This is a genomic window from Bradyrhizobium sp. Gha (genome assembly GCF_900113735.1).
GTDB lineage: Bacteria > Pseudomonadota > Alphaproteobacteria > Rhizobiales > Xanthobacteraceae > Bradyrhizobium.
The window spans coordinates 66,061-92,068 of sequence record NZ_FOQM01000003.1 but is presented as its reverse complement, the minus strand read 5'-3'; the positions used below and the strand labels follow the sequence as shown (position 1 = coordinate 92,068).

The window sequence follows — 26,008 nt, the reverse complement described above, 5'->3', positions numbered from 1 at the left end:
GAAAAAGGTGCCGGTTACAAGCGATGAATTGCGTGTGGGTACGCCACGGAGAGAGTCCCCCTGTGGTACCCCCCTCCCTGCCCCTCCCCCACAAGGGGGGAGGGAACGGAGAGAGCGTCGCTGTTGGTCGAACTCGTTTCGACTTCTAATCCGTCGTCCGCTTAGTTGCCCGAACGCCACATCGAGCGGGCCGACTGCTCGCACCGATCCTCTCGCGGTTGACATCCTCTCACCGATACTGCGATGTTACAATATTACATCGCGACGTCTCGGTCGGCGTCTCGCGGTGTGGGGTGCATTTGGATGAAGTGGTTCCGGTCGAATATCAGGCACGGCGCCCGGCTCGCGATGTTCGCGATGCTGGTGCAGTTCGCGCTGACCTTCGGTCACAGCCACTGGTTTGCGCGGGCTGCGCCGCTTGCGCAGTCGCAGCTCACGGACAGCGCCAAAAGCATCGCCTCGCCCGATAGCGCGGCGGTCCAGAACAAGCAATCTCCGACCAATCACGATCGCGAGCAGCCAGGCGAGGACAATTGCGCGATCTGCGCCCTCGTTGCGATGGCTGGCACGGTCGTGTTCGCGACACCGCCTCTGCTGCATTTGCCGCAGGCGGTCGAGCTGCTCTACCGCACCACCGATGCCGAATTCCTCCATCTGGAATCGGCCGGCTCTGCGTTCCAGCCGCGCGCCCCGCCCGCCTCCTGATCTCCGTCACTTGAGCTGCCTTCGGCATCGGCCGCACCTCACGCCGATTCCGCTGGGCTATCATGATCCGTCGCATGTCGACGACGCGTGCCGCTGGCAAAGCCTCGACAAGAGAGCTGCGGCGGCACGCCATCGGAAATCAGGACAATGCTGTCTTCAAAAGCAATCTTGGCAGGCCCGAGCCTCGCCGCATTCACGCTGTTCTATCTCGGCGGCAGCGCCATGGCGCAAACCCCGGACGCGGCCACGACACTGCCCAGCGTCGAAGTCGAGGCGCCCAAGCAGGCGCCGGCACCGCGCCGCCCGAAAGCTCGCGTCGTCGCCAGCAAGCGACAACCGACGACGCCGGCGCGTTCGCAGAGAGAAGCGCCGGCGGCCGTCGAGGGACCGGGCGAACGGCTGGATGCGGCGCGCCAATCCATTCTTCCGCCTGGCGGGGCCACGGCCCACACGCTCACGCGCCAGGCGATCGAGGCGCTGCCCCAGGGCAGCAATGCCTCGCTGGACAAGGTGCTGCTGCAATTCCCCGGGGTCACGCAGGATTCGGCAGCGAGCGGCGATTTGCATATCCGCAACGAGCACGCCAATCTGCAATACCGCATCAACGGCGTCATGCTTCCCGACGGCGTTGGCGCGTTCGGGCAGATCCTCGACACCGGCATCGTCGGCAGCCTCAGCCTGCTCACCGGCGCGCTGCCCGCGCAATATGGCCAGCGCACCGCCGGCGTGCTGGACATCACGACCAAGGCCGACGCCTTCAACAATTCCGGCGTCGTCGGCGTCTACGGCGGCAGCAACGGCACCATCTCGACCAATGTGGAATATGGCGGGACGGTCGGCCAGACGCAGTATTTCCTGTCGGGGCGCTTTCTCCAGAACAATCTCGGCATCGAAAACCCGACGCCGTCGGTCAACGCGATTCACGACCGGACCAACCAGGAGAAGGGCTTTCTCTATCTCTCGACGATGATCGACCCGACCAGCCGGCTCACCTTCATGAGCGGCGTGTCGAACGCGACGTTCCAGATTCCGAACAATCCCGGCCAGACGCCTGTCAACACGGCGTTCGGCGTTTCGAATTTCGACTCGTCCCGGCTCAACGAGCACCAGAACGAGTTCAACCAGTTCAACGTCGTCTCCTACCAGACCTCGAACGGCGAGTTCGACACGCAGACATCCTACTTCAACCGCACCAGCCTGCTGCACTTCCATCCCGATCCGATCGGCGATCTCGTCTTCAACGGCGTCTCCTCCGACGTCTATCGCCAGAGCGTGGTCAACGGCCTCCAGCAGGACACCTCATGGCGCATCGGCTACGCGCATACGCTGCGTTTCGGCCTGTCGGTGAGCGCGGAGCGAACGCTGGTGAACAGCGGGACCACGGTGCTGCCGTTGGACCCGACAGGGGCGACGATCGACGCGCCGTTCTCGGTGTTCGATTCCAGCGCCAAGACCGGCTGGCTGATCGGGACCTACGTCCAGGACGAGTGGAAGATCACCAACAATCTCACGCTGAATGCCGGCCTGCGCTTCGACCAGATGGTGCAATATGTCGATGCGAACCAGCTCAGCCCGCGCGTCAGCCTGACCTGGAAGCCGTTCGACGGCACCACATTCCACGCTGGCTATGCGCGCAACTTCACTCCGCCCTCGCAGGTGATCGCCGCACCGGTCAATCTCGCGCTGGTGACGCCGCCCGGCGCGCCTGTCAACACGCAAACGCCGGAGGTCGGGCAGAACAGCCCGGTGCTCCCCGAACGCTCGCATGTGTTCGACGTCGGGGTGATGCAGAAGGTGTATCCGATCCCCGGTCTCGAAGTCGGCGCCGACGCCTATTACAAGAAGGCGCGCGACCTGCTCGACGACGGCCAGTTCGGCGCGGCCTATGTGCTGAGCGGCTTCAACTACGATCGCGGCGAGAATGTCGGGGTCGAGCTGAAATCGACCTACAAGAACGGCAATTTCAGCGCCTACGCCAATCTCGCCTGGGCCAAGCAGATCGCGAGCAACGTGGTCTCGAACCAGTATCTGTTCGGCGCAGACGAGCTCGCCTATATCGCAGGCCATTACATCTACACCGACCACGCGCAGATGCTGTCGGGGTCGGCCGGCGCCTCCTATCTCTGGGAGGGCACGCGTTACAGCGTGTCGATGGTGTATGGCAGCGGCCTGCGCTCGGGCTTTGCCAACACCGATCATCTGCCCGGCTACACCCAGGTGAATCTCGGCCTGTCGCACGACTTCAACATCGTCGCACCGAACAAGCCGACGACGCTGCGGTTCGACGTGGTCAATGTATTCGACACGATTTACCAGATCCGCGACGGCTCCGGCATCGGCGTGTTCGCCCCGCAATACGGACCGCGGCGCGGATTCTATGTCGGAATATCGCAGCGGTTCTAGCTGTGCGTCATGCGTGCGTCGGGGCTGACGGCCCCGACGTCCAAGGCGCCTCACTTGCGATAGGCGACGCAGTCGATCTCCACCTTGCAATCCACCACCATGCTCGACACCACGCAGGCCCGCGCCGGCGGATGGGCGCCGAAATATTCGGCGAAGACCTTGTTGAAGCTTTGAAAGTCTCTGGGATCATCCAGCCAGACGCCACAGCGCACCACATCCTTGGGCTCATAGCCAGCTTCAGCCAGGATGGCGAGCAGGTTGCTGATCGCCTTGTGCGATTGCGGGATGATGCCGCCCTCGATCACCTCGCCGTTCTCCATCGGCGTCTGTCCGGAGACGTAGAGCCAGCCATCGGCCTGCACCGCGCGGGCAAAGGGAAGGTGCTGGCCGCCGGTGCCGGTGCCGCCGGCCGCGCCGTATCGTATCAGCGTCATTGGTATCGTCCTGTGTGTGAAGACTAAAACGGCGGGGCCGTCATCCCGTGACCAGGGCCCGGCCCGGCCGTGCGAGGGTGCTGTGTCCATCCGCGACCACGGCCTCGCCGGCAACGAAGACGGAGCGGATGCCTGCGGGCATTTCCGTCGGCGTCTCGAAGGTCGCCTTGTCCATGATGGTCTCGTCGAACAGCGTGAGATCGGCCATCATGCCCGGCCGCAAGATGCCGCGGTCGGACAAGCCGAAGCGCTGCGCGGGCATCGCGGTCATCCGACGCACGGCATCTTCCAGCGTGAACCAGCCTTGCTCGCGCGTCAGCCGGCCGGCGACACGCGGGAAGCTGCCATAGGCGCGCGGATGCGGCTTGGTGCCCGGACGCGGAATGCCGTCGGAGCCGACCATGTGCAGGCGATGGGTGAAGGCGGCGCGCAAGTCCGCCTCATCGAGCTGGAACATGATGATGCCGGTCTGGCCCTGGTCCTGCTCGATGCAGCGGACCATCAGATCGAACGGCGAGATGCCGAGCTCGCACGCGGCATCGACCATCGACTTGCCCTCGAGCGGCTTGAGCGCGGGATTGCCGGTGCCGGAGATGCGCACATTGTGCCAGCCGATCAGCACGATCTTGGACTGCGCCGCATGCGGATCGGGATCGCCCTCCTCCACCAGCACGCGCAGCGCCTCGCGCTTGACGGGATCGCGCAGCCGTTCGCGCAGCGCGTCGATGCCACCTTCGAGCGCGGCCGGCGGCAGCAATTGCAGCATGTAGGAGCTGCCGGCGGGATACGGATACATGTCGAAGGAGATGTCGATCCCCTCGGCACGTGCGGCCTCGAGCCGGTCGAGCGCCCTGGGGATCGCGCCCCAGTTCGGCTTGCCCGCCGATTGCAGATGCGACAGCAGCCCCGCCGCACCTGAGGCGCGCAGGATCGCAATGAACTCGTCGATGGAATGCAGCAGGCCCGCTTCATAGCTGCGGATGTGCGCGGTGAGCAGCTTGCCATGCGCCCTGACGGTCTCGGCCAGCGCGATCAGTTCGTCGGCATCGGCAAAAGCACTCGGCGGATAGACGAGGCCGAGCGACAGGCCGGCCGCGCCTTGCGCGAGCTGCTGCGCCAGCAGCGCCTGCATCGCCGCGATCTCCTCGCCGCTCGCCGCGCGGCGCTCGTAACCGAGCACGGCGAGCCGGATCGCGGCATGTCCGACCAGGGAGACGAGGTTGAGCGCCACGCCCGGCCCCTCCAGGGCCCGCCGGTAGCCGTCGAAGCTGTCGAACACTTCGTTCGTCCTGACCTCACCGGCCAGTCCCGAGAAATGCAGGCGCAGCATCTCGGCTGAGGCTGCCGTCGCGGGGTAGAGCGAGAAGCAGCAATTGCCGACCACGAGCGTGGTCACGCCCTGCAACACCTTCTCCGGTCTGTCAGGCTCGCGCAGGCAGATCAAATCGTCATGGCAATGGGCGTCGATGAAGCCGGGCGCGAGATAGCATCCGCGCGCGTCGATGACATCGGCCCCATCGGCAGGCAAGGCGGCGCCGATCGCAGCGATTCGGCTGCCGCTGATGCGCAAATCGGCCTCGAACCACGGCGCGCCAGTGCCGTCGATCAGCCGGGCATTGCGGATGACCGTATCCTTGCTCTCGGAATTCCGGGGCATGCCCCCTCCTCAATGCACCGGTACGGCGTTTGGCAACGGTGCCTCGGTGAGATCGGGAATCGATTCGATCCGCCCGAGCACCACGACGTAGAAGAAGATGCCGATCAGCAGCACGACACCTGCGATCATGAAAGCGCCGGCAAAGGATTGAGTCCAGTCGACCAGGATGCCGGTCACGATCGGCGCGAGCACGCCCATCATGTTGTTGGTGAAATTCAGAATGCCGCCGACGGTTCCTGCCCCGCCCTTCGGCGCGATCAGCGACACGATCGAGGATCCGACCGGCGCCGCGGCCGACAGCCCCGAGATCGCGATCGACAACCACAGCAGCGCCCAGCCCGGCTTCACGGTGAAGGCGGCACCGATCACGGCGAGCCCCATCAGCATGCCGACGATGATCACCGACTGGCGCACCCGCGTCGAGTCGTAGCCGCGCGCGATCAGATGATCGACCAGGAAGCCGCCGATCAGCAGGTCCGACAGCGTCGCGAAGATCCAGGGGATCGTCGAATAGCCCGCCGCCGACATCAGGTTCATATGCATGGTCTGGGCGAGATAGCCCGGCAACCAGGTGAGGAAGAGATAGAAGGTATACCCATAGGCGGAGAACCCGATGGTCAGTCCCCAGACCTTGCGGTTGCGCAGGAGATAACCGAGCATGCGGCTCTGTCCCGCCGTGGCCGGGCCTTCCGGTGTGCCGCCGCCGGTGATGATGTAGTCATGCTCCGCCTTCGAGAGCTTCGGATCCTCGCTCGGATTCCGGTAGATGAGGTAGTAGGCGACGAAATACAGGAAGCTCAGCAGCGCGGTGACGCCAAAGCCCCAGCGCCAGCCATAGAGAAAGATCACATAGGCGACCAGCGGCACGCCGATCACGTTGGAGAACTTTGCAGCGGAATCGAAGATCGCGGTCGAGCGCGCGCGTTCGTCGAGCGGAAACCAGTGACCGGTTGCTTTCTGGCTGGCCGGAAACGCCGGCGCCTCCGCGACGCCCAGCAACAGGCGCGCCGCGGCGATGCCCCAGAGACCGCTGGCGAGCGCGGTGATGGTGGCGGCGACGGCCCAGAGGAAGCTGGACGCACGGCCGACCGTGGTGACGCCGAAGCGGTCGAGCACCATGCCGCCGGGGACTTGCAGCAGCGAATAGGTCCAGAAGAACGCGCTGCCGAGCAGCCCGATGTCGGTGGCGGTGAGTCCGAGCTCCTTGGTGAGCTCCGGCGTCGCGGCGGACAGCCCGACGCGATCGATGTAGTTGATGAGAATTCCGACGCCGAGGAGACAACCGATCAGCCAGCGTCGCCCGGGTACCTGTTGGCCTGCATTCGCCATTTCGAATCCTCGCCTGGAAACGCAGGATCGCGCCGCTCCCCGACACAAAGGACCGGGAAAGCTCGCCACACCTGCACGTCAAATTGTCTCTTATAGTGGACTGTATTATCTTATAGCGTCACGTTAGAGATTCCGGCGGCATGATGTCAAGAGTGGACGTGCGGGAATGCCTGGGCTTCGCGCACATTCGGCCGCCACGAGAGCAGCAGCGGCATCGGCCGTCGCGCCGCTGGTCGATCAATCAGTGATTGTCCGAGAGTTCGGTTGCGGTGGCGACCAAATCGTCGAGCAGCGCAGCCCTGCGCTCCTTCACCGAATCCGCAGGCACGACGAAGCAAAGCGTCGCGACCGCGACACCCTTCTTGTCACGAACGGGGGCGGCAAGGCATGACGTGAACCGGTCGGACAGCGCCGTCGTCACGCATTTGCCGTCGCGCCGCGCGCGCGCCACGTCCCTGATGAAATCGTCGATGTCGAGCATGCGGCCGTCCGGAAGGCGAAAATCCTCTTTCGGAACGAACGCGCGGATCTCTGCCGGGCTCATGTGATCGAGCAGCAACCGGCCCGATGCGGTCCACGGCAGCGGCACTTCGACGCCAACATCCGTCGTGATCCTGAACAGGCCCGACCCGTCCCTGGTATCGACCACCACATATTTGCGGCCGCGCAAGGCGCAGAGTTGCGCAGTCGCGCTGTGCTGGGTCGCCAGCCGGTCGAGCGCCTCGCGGCAGCGGCGATGCAGGGGATTGGCCTCCGCATAGGCCCGCCCATAGAGGTGCACCGCCTTGCCGAAATAGACCTGACCGCCCTCGCCGACACTCTCGAGCAGGTCCGCCTCGATCAGGCGGTTGGCGATGGCATAAACCGTCGAGCGCGGCGCGCCCATTTGCTTGGCGAGGTCGCTGAGCTTGGATGGCGCGCGCAAATGCAGCAGCGCTTCCAGGAGATCGATGGTCCGATCAATCCCGTTCTGGCGTTCCGCGGGCGGGGCGCCCTTCTTGGGTGCGGCCAAACTTCAAGAATCCTTCGTCAGCTTCGCCAGCGGGTTTTGGCATAAACCGCGCCGACGGTATAGCGTGTCGGGCTTTCGCATTCAAAGCTTTGGGGTCGCAGCGACGGCCCCGGCAGACGACGAGCCCTGCATGTAGCGAACGGGATTCTCAGGATCCGCCTTGACGATGCCGGCAACCTCGGCGAACAGGGCCGATACCGCATCCTGCTCGAGGTCGTCGAAGCGCTCGAAACTGAAGTTGTTGTTTCCCAGCCGTAGCGCGCCGAGCTTTCCGGCATGATGGGATACGACCGGCGCGCCTTGCCGGGTCACCGCCACATAGACGCTGATGTAGTTTTTCTGGAGCGCAACGCCGATCACCGGCCACTCCACGCTCTTTCCTGACTTGACGGCGTAGCGAAACTTTCCATAGCCGATCATCCTCATGCGCATTCCCGCCTCTCCCGCCGGCGTTCCACGATGGAAGTAGCGCTTGAGGGCCGGAGCGGCCGATACGACCAGCTCATGCAGCGCGATCAGATCGCGCTTTCGCTCCGGATCGAAATCGACATAGGCCTGCAATGTATCGGCTGTCACGCGGAACATGTGAGCCTCGCCCCAGTGATTGGTGCGCTATCCCCGCGCCTTGCTCCAGTCGGGAGCGACGGTGCCCGCGACCCCCGCAAACGCGCCGTCAACGAGCTCGAACACCAGGATACGCGCGGCATCGACCGGGCCCGGCATGGTCACGCGGCCCTTCGCGACCGGCTTGAAGCCGACCCGGCTGTAATAGGGCTCGTCACCGACCAGCAGCACGATTCGATGCCCTCTGGCCTTCGCATCCTTCAAGGCCCGCTCCATCAGCATGCGGCCGATGCCGCGGCTGCGAAACGGCGGCTCGACCGTGAGGGGTCCGAGCAGCAGCGCAGGTGTCTCGCCGATCATGACCGGCAATTGCCTGACGGAGCCAACCAGCAGCGTGCCGATACGGGCGGTGAAGGAGACGTCGAGCAGGTGATCGACGTGCTCGCGGATGCGATAGGCGCTGAGCACGAAACGGCCCGGGCCGAACGTCCGCTCGTGCAGCCGCTCGATCGCCTGGGCGTCGCCCGGCGCTTCGGGACTGATGGTGATTGCGAGATCGTTCATGTCGCCTAGCGCAGTAGCATCTGGAAAGGCCAAGGTCCACCGGAGCGGGGTCGCAGTCCACCTAGCCGAGCTGCCCCTTCATGGCGAAGCGGGGCGGCCGCATGACACCGGTGAAGCAAACGCTCCACAGCGAGAGCATGGTAACCGGAACCACGTAGTAAGGGGTGAAAATCGGATGGCTCAGGAAGAAGAAGAGATTGATCAGGAGATTGCAGGCGACGAGCAAGGCGACCTGCCGTGCTCCGTTGTCGCCGACCCGCAGCAGCCACGCGGTCGATCCGATCGCGAGCAGGACCAGCCCGAATTGCGGGTCATGTAAATAATGGCCGAGAATTTCCAGGTTCAATTCGGGTCCGATGGCATCCTCCGAACCGTAGGTCGTCGCAAATGGACTGCCGGCATTGATGGCGTTGGCAATCAACGTCGGTATCATGCCGGCGACATAGGCGAGACAAAAGATCAACCCTCGCACGAATGACGCGCCGGTACGCGCGCGGAGGAACGCGATGCCCAGATACAGGACGTAGCCTGCGACCAGGAACAGGTTTGGCAGCCTGAAATTGACCGACAATCCGAGCAGGAGACCGATCAACGATACCGACGATTTTTCACGCTTGCCCGTGGCCAGCCAATGCGCGGTCAGATACCCCGCAGCGGCGCAGATCGCCATGGTCGGGGCCATGGAATAGCTGGCCTTCGTTGGATTGATCATCATGTACACGGCAAGGGCGCCGAACACCCCCGCTCCAACGACTGTTGGAGAGGACCGCGCAGCGAAGATGCCGAGCAGCGCGAAACCGGTGACGATCAGGCTCGCAGCCGCATAAAGCGGGACCACCTGATGCCCCTCCGGAAACAGAGCCAGCAGAAATCCGGTTCCCGGTGGATATTGCAGGACGTATTTGCCGCTCCTGGCCGGAGGATGACACGGCGCGAGCCGTTCCTGCGGAAAGCCGATCTCCTTCAGCTTGCGCGCCAGGAAGTGATCCCCGTCTCGGGAGAGGTCCGTATCGAGGCCGCCGACCCCATAAAGCTGAAACAGGTGAGCCTGACGCAAATAGCAGACGTCGTCATAGACGCCGCGCGCTTCGGTCCAGTGCGACATCGTGCGCATATTGCTGGCAAGGATCAGCAGGCAGACCAGGCCGAAAGCGAGCTTGAGAATTTTCATCGACCTTCCACTGTATCCCGGGACGTGCGCATGCTTAGGACTGCTTGATCGACATCAGGCCGGCGAGAAAGCCCGTAAAGACCAGCTGGGCACCGACGGTGATCGCGGTCGTGGAGAGAGCCACCACCCGAAGCAGGCTCGACACGTCAAGCGATCCGAAATTGACTTCACCCCACCTGGCCACCGCCGTGATCAGGCCGACGATCCCGATCGCGAGGATCGCAGCGCCGCCAAAGACGAAACGCTCGAGCGTGAACGCGTCGATGACGCGGCCAAGTCGTGGCGACGGAAGAAGGTTCAATTCCGCTGCAAATCTGCGGGCAATCGTCGCAAAGCAGATGGCCTGGATGCCCACGACCAGGCAGGTGCACGCGACCAGCATCGTGCGAATGTCGAAGCCTATTCCACCGATTCTGATCGGCCCGAAGAAAAGCAGGCCGCTGAGAGCAGTGCCCACCGCAACCAGAAGCGCGCCAGGGTAGAAGAACAGCCACCTCGGTGAATACAGCAGCAGAAATTTGAGGTGGCGCCAGCCGTCGCGCCACGTCCGCAGGTGCGGCGGACGGGATCGTCCGTCCTTCGACAGCGTGGTCGGCACCTCGGAAATCTTCAGCCTGACGAGGGTCGCTCGCACCACCATCTCGCTTGCGAATTCCATGCCGGTCGTGCGCAGGTCGAGCCGCGACACCGCGGCCTTGGAGAAGCCGCGCATGCCGCAGTGAAAATCGCCAAGCCCCGAACCGAAGAAGAGCCGTCCAAACCAGCTCAGGACGGGATTGCCGAGATAACGATGGAGAAACGGCATCGCTCCTCGTTCAATGCCGCCGCGAAATCGGTTGCCCATCACCAGGTCGTCACCCGCGCGCAGCCGCTCCAGGAATGCGTCGATGCGGTCGAAGCTGTAGCTGTCGTCGGCGTCGCCCATGACGATATAGCTGCCGCGCGCCGTCGCGATCCCGGCCCGCAGCGCAGCCCCGTAGCCGCGAACGGGAACGTCGACGACGCGTGCGCCTGCGCGCCTGGCGATATCCTGCGAGCCGTCGGTGCTGCCGTTGTCCGCAATCAACACCTCGCCGGCGACCCCTGTGCGCAGCAGGAACGACTGTGCTTTGGCAATGCAGGTCGCGAGCGTCTCGGCCTCGTTGAGGCACGGCATCAAAATGGTGAGCTCGAGATCGGACGAAACGTTCCGTTCGCCGACAGCCGGCATTTGCGTGCTCATGTCGACAGCCCGAAACATGGAAGCCTGGAAACTTCGCGCGATCTATCACCTATGCCTGGCAAAGTCGATGGACCCCTTACCGCCACGTCGCCATCACGGCCTTGCCGCCGAGCACTTCCGCGATCCGCAGTCGCGTGCCCCGCGTCGTGCCCTCCGGCAGCGCAGCGGGGTCGAAGAAGCCGCATTCGATGATCTCGCGGTTCGGCGCAGGCAGCCGGTCCTGGCGGAAATGCCTGACCACGTAGACCGCGACATGGTCGCGGCGGGAGATGTGGCTGTTGAGGAAGATGCCGTGCAGCACGGGTTCCCCGGTCAGGTCGATATCGCCCTCTTCCTTGAGCTCGCGGCGCATCGCCTGTTCCATGGTCTCGCCAAAGTCGACGCCGCCACCGGGCAGGTACCAGCCCGAGACGTAGCTGTGCTTGACCAGAAACACCTTGTCGTCGGCATCGAGCACCACGGCGCGGACGCCCAGCGTCATGCCACGCACCACCAGGAAATAGGCGTGGAAGACGTGCCGCAGCAGCGGCTCGAATCTCCGTCGGATCTCGTCCAGGCGCTTCCCCATTGGCCTCTCGTGATGCGCCTTTTCAGGCTTCGCTTGCGCAGTTGTCGCGACCTTGCCATTACAGCAAGGGAATAGCGAGGCAATCGCGCGCGATGACATCCTTCTCGGCACCTTTCACGCTCGCCCATCTGTCCGACCCGCATCTGCCGCCCCTGCCGAAGCCGCGGCTGAGCGAGCTCGCCGGCAAGCGTGCGCTCGGCTATGTCAACTGGACGCGCAACCGCCACAAATACCAGCGCCGCGAAGTGCTCGACGCGCTGGTCGCCGATCTGCGGGCGCAGGCGCCCGACCACATCGCGGTGACAGGCGATCTCGTCAACCTGGCGATGGAGGCGGAGTTCGCGCCTGCCCGCGCCTGGCTCGACGAGATCGGCCCGCCCGACGGCGTCACGACGATCCCGGGCAATCACGATGCCTATGTCCGGGCCACGTATCACCGCTTCGGCGAGACCTTCGCGCCTTATCTCACAGGCGACGACGGCAGGGTCGGGTTTCCGAGCCTGCGCCGCCGCGGGCCGACCGCACTGATCAGCCTCTCCAGCGCGGTGCCGACGCCACCCTTGATGGCGACGGGCACGCTCGGACGCGATCAACTCGCCGATCTCGAACGCGTGCTCGACCAGCTGGCGGCCGAGGACGTCTTCCGCGTATTGCTGGTGCATCACCCGCTGAAATCCGACGCACGCCAGAAGCGGCTGACGGACTCGGCTGCGCTGCTTGCGCTGCTCAAGCGTCACGGCGTCGAGCTGGTCCTGCACGGGCACGACCACATCCACTCGACGATGTGGTTCGAAGGCCGCAACGGCAACATTCCCGCCATCGGCGTGCCGTCCGCGTCCGCGCTCGCACACGGGCACTATCCGGCGGCAGCCTACAATCTGTTCAAAATCGGGAAGGACAATGCCGGCTGGCGCTGCGAGCAGATCGTGCGAAGCCTCGATCACGCCATGCAGGTCCGCGAGATCAAGCGCGCACGGCTGGTATAGCTCGCCGTCATTGCGAGGAGCGAAGCGACGAAGCAATCCAGACTGCCTCCACGGAAAAGATTCCTGGATTGCTTCGCTTCGCTCGCAATGACGCCGGAGGAGAGCTCACCAGCTCCGCAATTCCGCGAGCAAGGCGACGCCGAACAGTGCGGCGGCTCCGAGAATGAATCCGAGCACGAACGGCCAGACGCGCGAGCGGCGCGGTGGCTCGGCAACCTCCGGCTTCGGCTCTGATGGCACGACCATCGCATGCTCGCGCTCGATCATGCGGCGGGCGACGTAGTCGGTGACGGCTTCGACGATGACGGACGTGTCGTGCGATTCGGCGAGCACGATGCGGCCGAAGCGAGTGTCCTGGACGAAGCGGTACTGCCGCTTGTCGCGGCCCATCATGACGTGGGCGACGACGTCGATCCAGAGTCTCGGCGTGTCGCCTTGGCTGATGCCGCGGTCGAACAAATCGATCTTGTCCGGCACCTGCGCGAACAGGGGATCGAGCGCGTCGTTGAGGATTTCGAGCCGTGCCACTTCGGCATCCCGGAGGTCAACGACGACCCCGGTCCGGTCAGCGGCCTCGATCCGCGCGCGCAACAACGCATCGCGCAGCCGCACCGGGCGGGGCTGGCCGGGATTGATACCGCTGGTCTCGGGCTCTGACATTGTCGGCCTCGTCCTTACTCGACGCCGTTAACCTATCAGCAACCATCACCTCCGCAAAGGGCCACAATTCCAGATACTTACAGCGCCCACAGGCCATCCATGTGTACCAAAAACAGACGATCCCACCCGGCTTGCGCCGGATGGGACCCTCCGTCCTTGGACGTCTTCTTCTATTTGTCAGGCAACCGTCAGGCCGAAACCCGCGACGGCTCTTCCACGATCGAGAACCGGACGCCGGCCTTGTGGCGGTTCTCTTCCGAAACCGAGCGCCAGGCGTCTTCGGCCTCCTTGCGGGTCTTGAACGGACCCTGAACCTGGGCCGAGCCTTCGACGAGCTTGTGGAAGTTCATCGAGCCGAACTCGCCGCCGATCACCCAGAAATTGCTGCCTTTGGTCATTGTCAGTCTCCTGTTGAGTGGCGTTAGCCGAACTGGTTCATCGTGTTGTGCGCGCCGCCCGCCTTGAGGGCCGCTTCACCTGCGAAGTATTCCTTGTGGTCGTCGCCGATATCGGAGCCGGCCATGTTCTGATGCTTGGCGCAGGCGATGCCCTGACGGATCTCCTGGCGCTGCACGTTCTTGACGTAGCCGAGCATGCCCTGGTCCCCGAAATATTCCTTCGCGAGATTGTCGGTGGACAGCGCGGCCGTGTGATAGGTCGGCAGCGTGATCAGATGGTGGAAGATGCCGGCACGCTTGGCCGAGTCCGCCTGGAAGGTGCGGATGCGGTCGTCGGCTTCGAGGGCCAGCGGCGTCTCGTCGTATTCCGGCTTCATCAGCTCGGCGCGGCTGTACTTGCTGACATCCTTGCCGGCCTCCTTCCACGCGTCATAGACCTGCTGACGGAAGTTGATGGTCCAGTTGAACGACGGCGAGTTGTTGTAGGCGAGCTTGGCGTTCGGGACGACCTTGCGGATGCGGTCGACCATCTTGGCGATCTGCTCGATATGCGGCTTTTCGGTCTCGATCCAGAGCAGGTCCGCGCCGTTCTGCAGCGAGGTGATGCTGTCGAGCACGCAGCGGTCCTCGCCCGTGCCCGGACGGAACTGGTAGAGGTTCGAGGGCAACCGCTTCGGGCGCATCATCTTGCCGTTGCGGTTGATGATGACGTCGCCGTTGCGGGCGTTCTCCGCGGTGATTTCCTCGCAATCGAGGAAGCTGTTGTACTGGTCGCCGATGTCGCCCGGCTTGTGGCTGACGGCGATCTGCTGCGTGAGACCGGCGCCGAGCGAGTCGGTGCGGGTGACGATGATGCCGTCTTCAACGCCGAGCTCGAGGAAAGCATGGCGGCAGGCGCGGATCTTGGCAATGAACACCTCGTGCGGAACGGTGACCTTGCCGTCCTGGTGACCGCACTGCTTCTCGTCGGAGACCTGGTTCTCGATCTGGAGCGCGCAGGCGCCCGCTTCGATCATCTTCTTGGCGAGCAGATAGGTCGCCTCGGCGTTGCCGAAGCCCGCGTCGATGTCGGCGATGACAGGCACGACATGGGTCTGGAAGTTGTCGATCTTCGCAATCAGCTCCTTCTCGCGCGTCTTGTCACCTTCCTTGCGCGCCTTGTCGAGCGCGCGGAAGATGTCGTTGAGCTCGCGGGAATCCGCCTGACGGAGGAAGGTGTAGAGTTCCTCGATCAGCGCCGGCACCGCGGTCTTCTCGTGCATCGACTGGTCGGGCAGCGGTCCGAACGCGGAGCGCAATGCCGCGATCATCCAGCCGGAGAGGTAGAGATAGGTGCGATCGGTCTTGCCACCGAAGTGCTTCTTGACCGAGATCAGCTTCTGCTGGGCGATGAAGCCGTGCCAGCAACCGAGCGACTGGGTGTACTTGGTCGGATCCTTGTCATAGGCCGCCATGTCGGCCCGCATCAGTGCCGCGGTGTAGCGGGCGATGTCGAGACCGGTCTTGAAGCGGTTCTGCAGGCGCATGCGGGCGACGGCCTCGGCTGACACCCCGTTCCAGGTCGGCTGGGTCTCAAGGAGCGCCTGGGCCGCTTCGACTTCGCTCTGATAGGAAGCCGGGCCCTGGAGGGTGCTGATGTCGCGAGGCTGGTAGTTCATGTGCCTTATCCTTCTCGACAGATGATGAAGCGAAAGGCCTCGTCATCGACATTTTTGACAATGCATTGCGAAATGCGTGTCGTGAGATAAACGCGAGAAAGAGAAGTTCGTACAGATACCTTGTATTTGAATGGTGATGTCATGTAACATCAGAACATGTATTAGATGTTATTTTGTAAGTCTTGTAAAATATGGGTCAGCAATGCTGACCTTGATGGCTCGGAGACCTGACAATGCCCGCCGAATCCGGGAAGAAACTGTTCGTCGGCCCGCGCTTCCGGAGGATCCGCCAGCAATTGGGGCTGTCGCAGACCCAGATTGCCGAGGGGCTCGGGATCTCGCCGAGCTATGTCAATCTGATCGAGCGGAACCAGCGCCCGGTAACGGCGCAGATCCTGCTGCGGCTGGCGGAGACCTACGACCTCGATCTGCGCGACCTCGCCACCGCCGACGAGGACCGCTTCTTCGCCGAGCTCAACGAGATCTTCTCCGATCCGCTGTTCCGCCAGATCGACGTTCCCAAGCAGGAGCTGCGCGACCTCGCCGAGCTCTGCCCCGGGGTCACCCATGCGCTGCAACGGCTCTATGCCGCCTATACCGAGGCGCGCCAGGGCGAGACGCTGGCGGCCGCGCAAATGGCCGACCGCGACGTCGGCACGCGCTACGAGGCCAATCCGGTCGAGCGCGTGCGCGAGCTGATCGAGGCCAATCGCAATTATTTTCCGGAGCTCGAACAGGCCGCGGAAAACCTGCGCGACGAACTGAACGTCCCGGCCGAGGAACTCTATGCGGCGCTCGTCACGCGCCTTCGCGAAAAACATTCGATCCAGACCCGGATCATGCCCGTCGACGTGATGCGGGAGACGCTGCGTCGTTTCGATCGGCACCGGCGCCAGCTCCTGATCTCGGAGCTGGTCGATCCGCCCGGTCGAGCCTTCCAGCTCGCCTTCCAGCTGGGCTTGGGGGAATGCGCGCAAGCCCTCGAGACCATCATCGGTCGCGCCGGCCCGCTCGATGACGCGCCGCGGCGGCTGTTCCGGATCACGCTCGGCAATTATTTTGCAGCAGCCGCGATGATGCCCTACCCGGCCTTCCTCGCGGCGGCCGAAGCGCTCAATTACGACATCCACGTGCTGGCACAGCGCTTCAATTCCGGCTTCGAGCAGGTCTGCCATCGCCTCACCACGCTGCAGCGCCCAAACGCGCGCGGCATCCCGTTCTTCCTGTTGCGCGTCGACAATGCCGGGAACGTGTCGAAGCGGTTTTCGTCCGGCACCTTCCCGTTTTCGAAATTCGGCGGCACCTGTCCGCTGTGGAACGTGCACTCGACCTTCGATACGCCGGATCGCCTGTTGAAGCAGGTGATCGAGCTGTCCGACGGCACGCGCTACTTCTCGATTGCGCAGATGGTCCGCCGTCCGGTCGCGCCGCACCCGCTGCCGCAGCCGCGCTTTGCCATCGGGCTCGGCTGCGAGATCCGCCACGCCGCACGCCTGACCTACGCCGCCGGCATCGATCTCGAGAAAACCGAGGGCACGCCGATCGGCGTCAACTGTCGGCTCTGCGAGCGCGAAAACTGCGCCCAGCGCGCCGAGCCGCCGATCACGCGCACGCTGATCCTGGACGAAACGACGCGGCGGGTGAGCTCGTTCGCGTTCTCGAATGCGCGGGAGTTGTGAGGGGGCGCGTTTTGGAAGGCGCCCGCTCCGCACACAACGGTCATTCCCCGCGAAGGCGGGGAATCCAGTACGCCGCGGCCCATCGGCTCTATCACTACTGTCACGGCGTACTGGATCGCCCGGTCAAGCCGGGCGATGACAGTTGAGTGTGAGGCGAGGACGACCGTCCAGCTACGCCAACGTATGCACGATCACCGGCCCCGCCGCAGCGCTCGCATGCCCTGCGAGCAGCGGGCCCAGGTCCTTCTCGATCCAGGCGATGGCGCGCTTGTTCGCCTCCTCGGCCTGCTCGAACTTGTCGAAGATGGAGATCGCGGTCACCGTGTCGTCGCCGGCATAGACCACGTAATAGGCCCTGAAGCCGTCGACGTCGCTGATGATCGGAACGGCGCCGTCCTTGATGCGGCGCGCCAGCTCTTCGGCGCTTCCACTCTTCGCCTTGGCCTGACGGATGGCGGCGTACATGGAATCCTCCCTTCCGGCTCTCGATGTGGGCGTGGTGCCCTCAGATGAATCTACACCTCAACGCCCTCTCCGTCATCCTGAGGTGCGAGGCGCGCGGCGCGACGCGCCGTGCGGGGAGCCTCGAAGGATGAACGGCCTGGGATGCAGCCGGGCCGTCGCCCTTCGAGGGCCGCGACGAAGGCGGCCACCTCACGATGACGGCGATAGAGCAGCGCTCGCGGTATCAGGCTTGGTTAACCCTGCCCTAACCCGCGCCGGCGATCTGCAACCAGGGATTAAGCACGCCTCAACATCGCTGCCTTAGTCTCGCCCCACTCACTTTTCGCAAACAACGGCAGCCTATCCTGCCGCGTGAAGTGACATCAGGGGGTTCATATGCGCATTGCGTTGCTGCTGACCGCGACCATTGTGGGCGCGCTGTTCGCCAATCCGTCCGCCGCCGGCTCGCTCGACGTCGCATCGTCCGATGCCGCGAAGCTGCCGCCGGGCTTTCAGAGCTATCGCGGCTACATGTTCGACCTTTCGGAGGCGTCCGATCGCAAGGACCTCGACAAGCTCACCGATAATCTGAAGCAGCAGATCGACGTCGTGGAGGCCGCCGGCCTCTCGCCGCGCGTGATGCGCTTCTTCCGCACCGTTCCGATCATCGCGAGCGAGCTCGCCTGTCTCGACGAGGGCGCCGCGACCGCGTGCTACGGCCGGGTCACGCCGGACGTCCAGCGCAGCACGCCGCGGACGCTGACGGTGTGGGACCACGACACGCAACGCTGGACCAATCCGAATGCGGTCGACCTCGCCGTCGATTCCGGGCTCGGCGTGATCATGGTCCGGCCGGACATGATGCGTTACGAGAAGGAGGCCGTGCTGCTGCATGAGATGCTGCACGCTTATCACGCGAGGCTGCTGCCGGACGGCTACGCCAACAAGGGCGTGATCAGCTATTACGCTTATGCCAAGTTCAAGGATCTCCTGCCCAAGGAAGCCTATGCGATGAAGAATCACATGGAGTTCTTTGCGGTGACCGCCAGCATCTTCCTGGCCGGCAAGAGCGATTACCAGGATCCGAAGACCCGCGAAGCGCTCAAGGAGAAGATGCCGGACTATTACAAATATCTGGTCGGCGTGTTCGGCTTCGACCCCGATCCGGCAGCGGCGTCGAGCGGACCAGTCGCCTCGCTGAAATAACGGGCCCAGCAGATCCGCAAAAGCCGCGCGAAAAGCGCGGCTTTTTTTGTTTTGGATGCCGGAAGCTGCGGATGACGGCCCACCGGGAATTGCCAAGGTGGGGGCTGATCTGCATAGTCCCGCCGCATCGATTGGGACTGTTTCGAAAGGGATAGAAGACATGGCGGACGCCGACCTGGATGTCGTGATCCGGCAATTGGCCAGACAGCTGCATACGGGCTTGATATCCCGCGCCAAGCAGCGGCGGGATCGTTTCAACGGCCTTGCAGCCAAGGCCAAAGGCAAGGAGACCGGCGCTCGCTTCAAGATGATGGCCAAGGCCACCATGGAGCAGGCCACCGCCGCCGCAAGGCGCCTTCAGATGTCCGCAGACAACGTCGCCGACAGCTACGCCCGCGCCATGCGGGTCGTCGCCAGCACGCCCGTCGAGGTCAAGGCGGAGAAGCCCGCGAAGGAAAAGCCGGCGAAGAAGGCTGCAACGGCGAAGAAGGCCAAAAAGGCGAAGTAGTCGAGGTTCTTCTTCCTTCTCCCCTTCTTGTGGGAGAAGGTGGCGCGAAGCGCCGGATGAGGGGTTGCTTCAGAGAATTCGCCTGTGACGTTTTCACGCGCGGAGAGAGACCCCTCACCGTCTCGCCGCTGTCGCGGCGAGCCACCCTCTCCCACAAGGGAGAGGGAAAGAAATCTCACTGCCGCGGCGTCGAAACCTGGCTCGGCTCGGCATGCGTGAGTTCGGCGAGCTTGGCGCGCGCGGCGTCGTGGGTCCGGCTATCCTTGCCGGGAGGCAGCGCGAGGGCCGCCTCAAAATCGGCGCCGGCATCAGCGGCCTGGCCGCGGGCGAGGAATGCAAGGCCGCGGTCGAGGCGGGCCTGCGCGTCTGTCGGGTCAAGGCGCACCGCCGTGCTGTAGCTCAGGATCGCGCGGTCGAGATCGCCCTTGGCAGCGAGCGCGAGGCCGCGCTCGTGATAGGGCGCGGCGGGTTTGGGATCGAGCGCAATCGCCTCGTCATAATCGGCAATCGCAAGTTCCTGCTCGCCGTTCTGCCGGTAGGCCTTCGCGCGATCGCGATAGAGCGAGGCCCTGTTGGGATTGAGGTGGATGGCCTCGTTGAAGTCGGCGATCGCCCGGCCATTGTCGCCGTGGCGCAGCGCGATCCGCCCGCGCCCCTCATAAGCGAAGGCGATCAGGGAGCCGCGCAACGGCGAGAAGCCGATCACCGCCGAGCAAATGTCGGGCTCGTCCTCATCGCCGCAATTCACGACCGTGTGCGTGGACAGGCCAATGGCCACGCCCAGGACGATCAACAATGGCACGGCAGCTTTGGTCATGTTCGACGGTGGCAGGCAGCGGACCGGCCACGCATCCCCTTTCGAAGGAACACTCTCGGTGGGGTGTTAACACCGGCCGGGCAGGTCCTTTGTGCGCCAGGTCACAAAACGAGGCAGAATCTCCGTATCAGCCCCAGGGGCCACGCGAGGACGAGCGGCCCCACGGGCCGTGCGGCGGATAGTTCTCGTTGGCGCCGACAGACGGCGCGGCTTGGGTGCCGAGCTCGGCCGCGAGCTGCTGGAGCGCGGCGATGCGGTTCTGCGTCGAGGGATGGGTGGCGAAGAGATTGTCGACGCCATGGCCCGACAGCGGGTTGATGATGAACATGTGCGCGGTCGCTGGGTTTCGCTCGGCCTCGACATTCGGCACCTGATGCGCCGCGCTCTCGATCTTGAGCAGCGCCGAGGCAAGCCACATCGGCTGGCCGGCGATGCGCGCGCCGAGATTGTCGGCGGCATATTCGCGGGTCCGGCTGATCGCCATCTGCACCAGCATGGCCGCGAGCGGCGCGAGGATCATCATCAGGATCGAGCCGACGATGCCCGGACCGTTATTGTCGCGGTTGCCGCCGAAGAACATGCCGAACTGCGCCAGCATCGAAATGGCGCCCGCGATGGTCGCGGTCACCGTCATCAGCAGCGTGTCGTGATGCTTGATGTGCGCAAGCTCGTGCGCGATCACCCCGGCGAGCTCCTCGCGACTGAGCTGGCGCATCAGCCCTGTGGTGACGGCCACCGCGGCGTTCTCGGGATTGCGCCCTGTCGCGAACGCGTTGGGCTGTGGTTCGTCCATCAGGAATACGCGCGGCATCGGCAGGCCGGCACGGCCCGCAAGCTCGGCGACGAGACCGACCAGCTCCGGAGCGCTGCGACGATCGACCTCGTGGGCGCCGTACATCGAGAGCACGGCGCGGTCGGAGTTCCAGTAGGTGAAGAGATTGGTCGCGGCCGCTATCACGAGCGCGATCATGGCGCCGCCCGCGCCGCCGATCAGATAGCCCACGCCCATGAACAGGGCGGTGAGGCCGGCGAGAAGCATTGCGGTACGCAGATAGTTCATGGCCGTCTCCCTGGCCTGCCAAGGCGACCGCCTTTGGCCGGCGCCCCCTCGAAGTAGGAAAGCAGCGGGTCGGTGCAAGGTCATCCTGGTGCGTCGCCCGGCCGCGGCGAGATCCGCGCGATCATCGTTTCGCCGTCACTAAAAGTTGACCAGCATTTACCCAAAAACACACGCTGTAGTTTATAAGCTTGGAAAGTGCAGCTTCGGCTTAATCGAGGCCGGCCGGGCACGTCGAGCGGTCCCTGGGCTTTATCCCGTTCCGCCCGCACCCGTCAGCAAGGTGACTGCCATGATGGACCGCTCTCGCACCGCTTCCGTCGACGACACCTCCGCTCACAACACGAAAGGTGACGCCAAGAGCCTGCGACAGACCTTGCACGAGGAGCTGCTCCCCCATGAGGAACACAGCCCCGGACCGGATGCGCGGACGGAACCTCCAGCGCCGGCGCCGGCTCGGCGCTGGCCGCATCTGCGGCGCGGCGTGAAGATCGCGGCAGGGCTTGCCATTGTCGCCGTGTTCGGCTGGCTACCACTGCGCGCCATGTGGCAGAATTCCAGCGTCGAGGCCGTGCTGAACTCCCGGCTCGTCACGTTGCGCGCGCCGATCGGGGGGCGCGTGGCCGCCGCCGCTCCGCTCAAGGACCAGGCCAGACTCGAGGCCGGCACCATCGTGCTGCGCGTGGCGAACTCGCGCAGCGATCGCACGCGGCTCGATGATCTCCGGCGGCAGAAGTCGCGCCTTGAGAACGAGCGGCCGAGCGTCGCCGCCAAGCTCGCCACGGCGCAGGCCGCGCAAGCGGACCTCGCGCGGCAGGCCGCGCAGTTCCGGGACGGGCGCGTACTGCAGCTCGAGGCGCGGATCGCGGAAATCCAGACCTCGATCGAAGCGACCGCTGCGCGGCGGGAGGAGGCCAGCGCCGCCGTCGACCGCGCCTCGTCGCTGGCGAAAACCGGCAACGTCTCCACCGTCGAGCTCGCGCGGCTGACGCGCGAGCTTTCGGTGGCGCAGCAGACCGAGCTCGGCGCGCGCAAGCGGCTCGATGCGGCCAAGGTCGAGCTGACTGCGGCGAAAGCCGGATCGTTCCTCGGCGACAGCTACAACGACCGGCCGAGCTCGGTGCAACGCGAGGAGGAGATGCGCCAGCGCGCGCACGATCTCGAGGCCGATCTTTCGCGCATCGACACCGAGATCAGCTGGCTCGGCAACGAGATCGTCACCGAGGAGATCCGCTTCGCCGATCTCTCCGAGGCCGAAATCAAAACCCCGGTCGCGGGCCGCGTCTGGGAGATGATGACCTCGCCGGGCGAGGACGTGCAGGCCGGCCAGCCCCTGCTCAAGGTGCTCGATTGCAGCGGCGCCGTGATCACGGCGAACGTCACCGAGAGCGTCTATAACCGCCTGCAGCTCGGCGACCATGCCACGTTCGAGCCAAATGACGGCGCCGAGCCGATCGCCGGCACCGTCGTCAATCTGACCGGCGCCGCCGGCGCGCCGGCCAATCTCGCCATCAATCCCGATGCGCTGAGCAAGGAACCCTATCGCGTGACGGTGGCGATCGGTGATGCCGCCGCGCATGGCTGCGCGGTGGGACGAACCGGCCGCGTCGTCTTTGGCCGCAACGAGACCACGCCATGATGGCCGCGCTGGCGCCCGGCCTGATCGCGCTCGGCGCCTTTATGGCGCTGGTGCCGCTGCTCCGGCACGAGCGCACGCTGGCGCGCGCGTGCCTCGCGGGCGTGTCGTTCGTCCTGCTCGTGCGTTACTTCCACTGGCGGGTGACGCAGACGCTGCCGCCGCTCGGGCTGACTGCGGACGCGATGGTCGGCTATCCCTTCATGCTGGCGGAGGCGGCCTCGATGATCGCGGTGGCCCTGTCGCTCCTGTTCCTGAGCCGGACGATCGATCGCTCCAGCTCCGCCAGGATCGACGGCCGCGCCAGCGATCCTGCCGCCCCGCTGGTCGACGTCTTCATCTGCACCTACAATGAGGAGCGGTCGATCCTCGAGCGCACCATCATCGGCGCGACCGGAATGGAGTACGGCAATTATCGCGTCTGGGTGCTCGATGACGGACGCCGCCTGTGGCTGCGGCGGCTCGCCGGCGAGCTCGGCTGCCGCTATCTCGCCCGTCCCGACAACCGCCATGCCAAAGCGGGCAACATCAATCACGCGCTCGGTCACGTCGGTGAGCTCGTAGAGCGGCCGGAGTTCGTCGCCATCCTCGACGCCGACTTCGTGCCGCGGCCCGATTTTCTCGCCAAAACCGTCAGCCTGATGGACGATGCATCGGTCGGCGTGGTGCAGACGCCACAGCATTTCATCAACCCCGATCCCATCCAGACCAACCTCGCCGCCGCGGACGTGTGGCCGGACGAGCAGCGCTTCTTTTTCGACATCCTGATGCCGGCCAAGGATGCCTGGGGCGTCGCGTTCTGCTGCGGCACGTCCTCGCTGGTCCGCTACGACGGCCTGCAGGCGATCGGTGGCTTTCCGACCGATTCGGTGACGGAGGACTATCTCGTCACGCTGCGCCTGAAGGAGCGCGGGCTGAGGACGATCTATCTCAACGAGCGGCTGTCCATCGGACTCGCGCCCGAGGGGCTGAAGGAATACATCACCCAGCGCGGCCGCTGGTGTCTCGGCTTCATGCAGATCGTGCGCGGCCGCAGCGGCCCCTTGTCGCGAGCATCGAAGCTTCCGTTCATCGACCGGCTGTCGCTGATCGACGCCTTCATGAGCTGGGCTGCGGTCTATCCGGCCAGAATGTTCGGGCTCGTGGTACCCTGGCTGTTCCTGCTGTTCGGCATCAAGGCCGTGCAGGCGGATCTCTCGGAGCTCTTGCAGTTCTTCCTGCCGTTCTATGTTTGGCACGGGCTCACCATGACCTGGCTGTCGCACGGTCGTGCGCTCGCCATGATGACCGACGTGTCGCAGCTCGTCGCAGCGCCCGCGGTGCTCAAGGCGATTACGACGGGCTTGCTGAAACCGAAAGGACATAAGTTCAAGGTGACCGCAAAGGGCGGCGAGCGCGGAAGCAAATTCGTCGAATGGCCGCTGCTTCGGCTTTATGGCACTGCGCTAGTCGTCACGCTTGCGGGCATCGCCTATGCCTTCATCCTGCATTTGCGCGGCGAGAGCATTGCCTATGGCGGGCTGGCGCTGGGCTGGAGCCTCTACAACGCGCTCATCCTCACCGTGGTCTGCTTCGTCTGCATCGAGCAGCCGCGCAAGCGCAAGGCGGAGCGCTTCGTTCGCAACGAGGCGATCCTGCTCCGTCAGGGCGGCAAGTCGCACCTCGCGCGGCTCGCCGATCTCTCCATCACCGGCGCCCGGCTGATCGATCCCGACCCGCCCGCAGTCGGCAGCGCGATCGAATGCCTCATCTATGGCCGTGCCATCGCGGCGGTCGTGGTGAGGCGAACGCCGGACGGCTTCGCGGTGCGGTTCGAGGAAGGCATGGACACGCGCGTCCATGCCATCCGCGCCTTCTATGCCGGCGAATATGTGCGCGCCTACCGGGACATCCGGGCGCTCCCGGTCGGCAGGGCGCTCTTGCTGCGGTTGTTCGGCTAGGCACCCAAGGGATGGCGTGAGGCCTTCACTTCACCTAAACTTCGGCAGATACCACGACTGCCCTTCCTTCCACCGGAATTCCTATGATCCAGACCCGATTTGCGATCGCGGCCGTCACGTTGCTCGCACTTTCCGCTCCCGCTTCCGCCCAACTGCTTCCGCCACCCGCAAAGCCGGTTGCGCCGAAGCACGCTGCGCCCTCGCCGCGCGCGGCCTCATGCCACAATGGCGCTAGCTTCGACCGTTTCCTCGCCGACGTGAAGCAACAAGCGATCGCCGCGGGCGTGTCGCAGCGCACGATCAGCGAGGCTTCGCCCTATCTCGTCTATGACCAGGGCATCGTCAACCGCGACCGCGGGCAGCGCGTGTTCGGCCAGCTCTTCACCGAATTTGCCGGCCGCATGGCCGCGCCCTATCGCATGCAGAACGGCCAGCAGCACATCAAGCACCACGCAGCGGCGTTCGCGCGTGCCGAGAAGGAATACGGCGTGCCGCCGGCGGTGATCGCCGCATTCTGGGGCCTGGAGAGCGATTTCGGCGCCAACATGGGCAATCTGCCGACGCTGAAATCGCTGGTGTCGCTCGCCTATGACTGCCGGCGCTCGGAGATGTTCGTGAACGAGACCATCGCCGCGCTGAAAATCATCGACCGCGGCGATCTCACGCCCGAGGAGATGATCGGCTCCTGGGCCGGCGAGCTCGGCCAGACCCAATTCCTGCCGACGCATTACGTCAATTACGCCGTCGATTACGACGGCGACGGGCGGCGCGACCTCCTGCGCAGCGAGGACGACGTGATCGGCTCGACCGCGAACTACATCGCCAACGGCTTGAAGTGGCGGCGCGGCGAGCCGTGGCTGGAAGAGATCAAGGTGCCCCCGAACCTGCCGTGGGAGCAGACCGATCTCAGCGTGCAGCTGCCGCGCTCGAAATGGGCGCAGTTCGGCGTCACCTATCCCGACGGCCGGCCGCTGCCGAACGACAATCTCGCAGGCTCCGTGCTGCTGCCGATGGGACGCTTCGGGCCGGCCTTCATGGCCTACGCGAATTTCGCGGCTTACACCGAGTGGAATAACTCGCTGATCTATTCGACCACGGCCGGCTATCTCGCCTCCCGCATTGCCGGTGCGGCGCCGATGCGCAAGCCCGCCGGGCCAGTGGCACAACTGCCGTTCAACGAGCTCAAGCAATTGCAGCAGCTTCTGGTCCAAGCCGGCTTCAATGTCGGCAAGGTGGACGGCGTGCTGGGGCAGCAGAGCCGCACCGCCGTAAAGGCGATGCAGGTCAAATACGGCCTGCCGGCGGATTCCTGGCCGACCGCGGAGCTTCTGGCCCGCATGCGTGGCAGCACGGCACAGGCACCGCCCCAGGCGACGGTGCGATAGAATTT

24 protein-coding genes are annotated in these 26,008 nt (G+C 64.7%); 9 read left to right on the top strand and 15 right to left on the bottom strand.

The annotated features are described in order from the left end of the window. Positions 1-303 precede the first annotated feature (303 nt). Both BM222_RS06075 and BM222_RS06070 read left to right on the top strand, forming a co-directional pair. On the top strand, positions 304-705 hold the full coding sequence (locus BM222_RS06075; RefSeq protein WP_177243037.1) for a DUF2946 domain-containing protein: 402 nt from the start codon (positions 304-306) through the stop codon (positions 703-705). 147 nt (positions 706-852) lie between these two features. Continuing rightward, complete coding sequence (locus BM222_RS06070; protein ID WP_092227385.1) at positions 853-3,108, top strand: TonB-dependent receptor; 2,256 nt, start codon at positions 853-855, stop codon at positions 3,106-3,108. Between the two features lie 50 nt (positions 3,109-3,158). Here BM222_RS06070 and BM222_RS06065 read toward each other — a convergent pair whose 3' ends face one another. The 9 genes from BM222_RS06065 to BM222_RS06025 form a co-directional block, all read right to left on the bottom strand. Next, positions 3,159-3,542: a RidA family protein gene (locus tag BM222_RS06065; RefSeq protein ID WP_092227384.1), complete on the bottom strand. Its 384-nt coding sequence runs from the start codon at positions 3,540-3,542 to the stop codon at positions 3,159-3,161. Between the two features lie 40 nt (positions 3,543-3,582). Beyond that, positions 3,583-5,199 carry an N-acyl-D-amino-acid deacylase family protein gene (locus BM222_RS06060; protein ID WP_092227383.1) on the bottom strand — a complete coding sequence of 539 codons (1,617 nt, stop codon included), beginning with the start codon at positions 5,197-5,199 and terminating at the stop codon, positions 3,583-3,585. A gap of 9 nt (positions 5,200-5,208) precedes the next feature. Continuing rightward, the gene (locus tag BM222_RS06055; protein WP_092227382.1) at positions 5,209-6,528 is read right to left on the bottom strand and encodes an MFS transporter; all 1,320 of its coding nucleotides are present in this window, start codon (positions 6,526-6,528) and stop codon (positions 5,209-5,211) included. Between the two features lie 241 nt (positions 6,529-6,769). After that, complete coding sequence (locus BM222_RS06050) at positions 6,770-7,540, bottom strand: IclR family transcriptional regulator (RefSeq protein WP_092227381.1); 771 nt, start codon at positions 7,538-7,540, stop codon at positions 6,770-6,772. An 81-nt stretch (positions 7,541-7,621) separates the two neighbouring features. Next, positions 7,622-8,125: a hypothetical protein gene (locus BM222_RS06045; RefSeq protein ID WP_092227380.1), complete on the bottom strand. Its 504-nt coding sequence runs from the start codon at positions 8,123-8,125 to the stop codon at positions 7,622-7,624. A 27-nt stretch (positions 8,126-8,152) separates the two neighbouring features. After that, the gene (locus tag BM222_RS06040) at positions 8,153-8,668 is read right to left on the bottom strand and encodes a GNAT family N-acetyltransferase (RefSeq protein WP_092227379.1); all 516 of its coding nucleotides are present in this window, start codon (positions 8,666-8,668) and stop codon (positions 8,153-8,155) included. A 61-nt stretch (positions 8,669-8,729) separates the two neighbouring features. Then, the gene (locus tag BM222_RS06035) at positions 8,730-9,839 is read right to left on the bottom strand and encodes a hypothetical protein (protein ID WP_092227378.1); all 1,110 of its coding nucleotides are present in this window, start codon (positions 9,837-9,839) and stop codon (positions 8,730-8,732) included. Between the two features lie 34 nt (positions 9,840-9,873). Next, positions 9,874-11,061: a glycosyltransferase family 2 protein gene (locus tag BM222_RS06030; RefSeq protein WP_210188490.1), complete on the bottom strand. Its 1,188-nt coding sequence runs from the start codon at positions 11,059-11,061 to the stop codon at positions 9,874-9,876. Positions 11,062-11,137: 76 nt separating this feature from the next. After that, entirely contained in the window at positions 11,138-11,629 is a 492-nt protein-coding gene (locus tag BM222_RS06025; RefSeq protein ID WP_092227377.1) for an NUDIX domain-containing protein, read from the bottom strand. 92 nt (positions 11,630-11,721) lie between these two features. Between BM222_RS06025 and BM222_RS06020 the strand changes: the two genes are divergently transcribed. Continuing rightward, a complete protein-coding gene (locus tag BM222_RS06020) occupies positions 11,722-12,615 on the top strand; it encodes a metallophosphoesterase family protein (protein WP_092227376.1) in 894 nt (297 codons plus the stop codon). A 105-nt stretch (positions 12,616-12,720) separates the two neighbouring features. Here BM222_RS06020 and BM222_RS06015 read toward each other — a convergent pair whose 3' ends face one another. The 3 genes from BM222_RS06015 to BM222_RS06005 all read right to left on the bottom strand — a co-directional run bounded on the left by BM222_RS06015 (position 12,721) and on the right by BM222_RS06005 (position 15,331). Beyond that, a complete protein-coding gene (locus tag BM222_RS06015; protein WP_092227375.1) occupies positions 12,721-13,275 on the bottom strand; it encodes a hypothetical protein in 555 nt (184 codons plus the stop codon). A gap of 188 nt (positions 13,276-13,463) precedes the next feature. Beyond that, complete coding sequence (locus BM222_RS06010; protein WP_008137787.1) at positions 13,464-13,673, bottom strand: DUF4170 domain-containing protein; 210 nt, start codon at positions 13,671-13,673, stop codon at positions 13,464-13,466. Between the two features lie 23 nt (positions 13,674-13,696). Beyond that, positions 13,697-15,331 (bottom strand): isocitrate lyase, encoded by a 1,635-nt coding sequence (locus BM222_RS06005; protein ID WP_092227374.1) that lies wholly within the window; start codon positions 15,329-15,331, stop codon positions 13,697-13,699. A 233-nt stretch (positions 15,332-15,564) separates the two neighbouring features. Here BM222_RS06005 and BM222_RS06000 point away from each other — a divergent pair, with 233 nt between their 5' ends. Further along, positions 15,565-17,010 carry a helix-turn-helix domain-containing protein gene (locus tag BM222_RS06000; protein WP_092227373.1) on the top strand — a complete coding sequence of 482 codons (1,446 nt, stop codon included), beginning with the start codon at positions 15,565-15,567 and terminating at the stop codon, positions 17,008-17,010. Positions 17,011-17,181: 171 nt separating this feature from the next. Here BM222_RS06000 and BM222_RS05995 read toward each other — a convergent pair whose 3' ends face one another. Beyond that, a complete protein-coding gene (locus BM222_RS05995) occupies positions 17,182-17,475 on the bottom strand; it encodes an antibiotic biosynthesis monooxygenase (RefSeq protein ID WP_027575542.1) in 294 nt (97 codons plus the stop codon). Between the two features lie 375 nt (positions 17,476-17,850). Here BM222_RS05995 and BM222_RS05990 point away from each other — a divergent pair, with 375 nt between their 5' ends. Beyond that, the gene (locus BM222_RS05990; RefSeq protein ID WP_092227372.1) at positions 17,851-18,660 is read left to right on the top strand and encodes a hypothetical protein; all 810 of its coding nucleotides are present in this window, start codon (positions 17,851-17,853) and stop codon (positions 18,658-18,660) included. Positions 18,661-18,820: 160 nt separating this feature from the next. Beyond that, positions 18,821-19,168: a hypothetical protein gene (locus BM222_RS05985; protein ID WP_092227371.1), complete on the top strand. Its 348-nt coding sequence runs from the start codon at positions 18,821-18,823 to the stop codon at positions 19,166-19,168. 175 nt (positions 19,169-19,343) lie between these two features. On the opposite strand, the gene BM222_RS05980 is transcribed toward BM222_RS05985, so the two are convergent. Then, complete coding sequence (locus tag BM222_RS05980) at positions 19,344-19,985, bottom strand: tetratricopeptide repeat protein (RefSeq protein WP_092227370.1); 642 nt, start codon at positions 19,983-19,985, stop codon at positions 19,344-19,346. 127 nt (positions 19,986-20,112) lie between these two features. Next, positions 20,113-21,045, bottom strand: a complete 933-nt coding sequence (htpX, locus tag BM222_RS05975; protein ID WP_092227369.1) for a zinc metalloprotease HtpX — start codon at positions 21,043-21,045, stop codon at positions 20,113-20,115. Positions 21,046-21,334: 289 nt separating this feature from the next. On the opposite strand from htpX, the gene BM222_RS05970 reads away from it, so the two are divergent. The 3 genes from BM222_RS05970 (at position 21,335) to BM222_RS05960 (ending at position 26,003) form a co-directional block, all read left to right on the top strand. Then, entirely contained in the window at positions 21,335-22,681 is a 1,347-nt protein-coding gene (locus BM222_RS05970) for an HlyD family secretion protein (protein ID WP_092227368.1), read from the top strand. Then, positions 22,678-24,618, top strand: a complete 1,941-nt coding sequence (locus BM222_RS05965; RefSeq protein ID WP_092227367.1) for a glycosyltransferase — start codon at positions 22,678-22,680, stop codon at positions 24,616-24,618. Before BM222_RS05970 ends, BM222_RS05965 begins: the two co-directional genes overlap by 4 nt. Positions 24,619-24,701: 83 nt before the next feature. Continuing rightward, entirely contained in the window at positions 24,702-26,003 is a 1,302-nt protein-coding gene (locus BM222_RS05960) for a lytic murein transglycosylase (RefSeq protein WP_092227366.1), read from the top strand. The last annotated feature ends 5 nt before the right edge of the window (positions 26,004-26,008 follow it).

Coding starts and splice junctions, on each gene's coding strand:
- BM222_RS06075 (WP_177243037.1), top strand. CDS start 304: ATGAAGTGGTTCCGGTCGAATATCAGGCACGGCGCCCGGCTCGCGATG.
- BM222_RS06070 (WP_092227385.1), top strand. CDS start 853: ATGCTGTCTTCAAAAGCAATCTTGGCAGGCCCGAGCCTCGCCGCATTC.
- BM222_RS06065 (WP_092227384.1), bottom strand. CDS start 3,542: ATGACGCTGATACGATACGGCGCGGCCGGCGGCACCGGCACCGGCGGC.
- BM222_RS06060 (WP_092227383.1), bottom strand. CDS start 5,199: ATGCCCCGGAATTCCGAGAGCAAGGATACGGTCATCCGCAATGCCCGG.
- BM222_RS06055 (WP_092227382.1), bottom strand. CDS start 6,528: ATGGCGAATGCAGGCCAACAGGTACCCGGGCGACGCTGGCTGATCGGT.
- BM222_RS06045 (WP_092227380.1), bottom strand. CDS start 8,125: ATGTTCCGCGTGACAGCCGATACATTGCAGGCCTATGTCGATTTCGAT.
- BM222_RS06040 (WP_092227379.1), bottom strand. CDS start 8,668: ATGAACGATCTCGCAATCACCATCAGTCCCGAAGCGCCGGGCGACGCC.
- BM222_RS06035 (WP_092227378.1), bottom strand. CDS start 9,839: ATGAAAATTCTCAAGCTCGCTTTCGGCCTGGTCTGCCTGCTGATCCTT.
- BM222_RS06030 (WP_210188490.1), bottom strand. CDS start 11,061: ATGAGCACGCAAATGCCGGCTGTCGGCGAACGGAACGTTTCGTCCGAT.
- BM222_RS06025 (WP_092227377.1), bottom strand. CDS start 11,629: ATGGGGAAGCGCCTGGACGAGATCCGACGGAGATTCGAGCCGCTGCTG.
- BM222_RS06020 (WP_092227376.1), top strand. CDS start 11,722: ATGACATCCTTCTCGGCACCTTTCACGCTCGCCCATCTGTCCGACCCG.
- BM222_RS06015 (WP_092227375.1), bottom strand. CDS start 13,275: ATGTCAGAGCCCGAGACCAGCGGTATCAATCCCGGCCAGCCCCGCCCG.
- BM222_RS06010 (WP_008137787.1), bottom strand. CDS start 13,673: ATGACCAAAGGCAGCAATTTCTGGGTGATCGGCGGCGAGTTCGGCTCG.
- BM222_RS06005 (WP_092227374.1), bottom strand. CDS start 15,331: ATGAACTACCAGCCTCGCGACATCAGCACCCTCCAGGGCCCGGCTTCC.
- BM222_RS06000 (WP_092227373.1), top strand. CDS start 15,565: ATGCCCGCCGAATCCGGGAAGAAACTGTTCGTCGGCCCGCGCTTCCGG.
- BM222_RS05995 (WP_027575542.1), bottom strand. CDS start 17,475: ATGTACGCCGCCATCCGTCAGGCCAAGGCGAAGAGTGGAAGCGCCGAA.
- BM222_RS05990 (WP_092227372.1), top strand. CDS start 17,851: ATGCGCATTGCGTTGCTGCTGACCGCGACCATTGTGGGCGCGCTGTTC.
- BM222_RS05985 (WP_092227371.1), top strand. CDS start 18,821: ATGGCGGACGCCGACCTGGATGTCGTGATCCGGCAATTGGCCAGACAG.
- BM222_RS05980 (WP_092227370.1), bottom strand. CDS start 19,985: ATGACCAAAGCTGCCGTGCCATTGTTGATCGTCCTGGGCGTGGCCATT.
- htpX (WP_092227369.1), bottom strand. CDS start 21,045: ATGAACTATCTGCGTACCGCAATGCTTCTCGCCGGCCTCACCGCCCTG.
- BM222_RS05970 (WP_092227368.1), top strand. CDS start 21,335: ATGATGGACCGCTCTCGCACCGCTTCCGTCGACGACACCTCCGCTCAC.
- BM222_RS05965 (WP_092227367.1), top strand. CDS start 22,678: ATGATGGCCGCGCTGGCGCCCGGCCTGATCGCGCTCGGCGCCTTTATG.
- BM222_RS05960 (WP_092227366.1), top strand. CDS start 24,702: ATGATCCAGACCCGATTTGCGATCGCGGCCGTCACGTTGCTCGCACTT.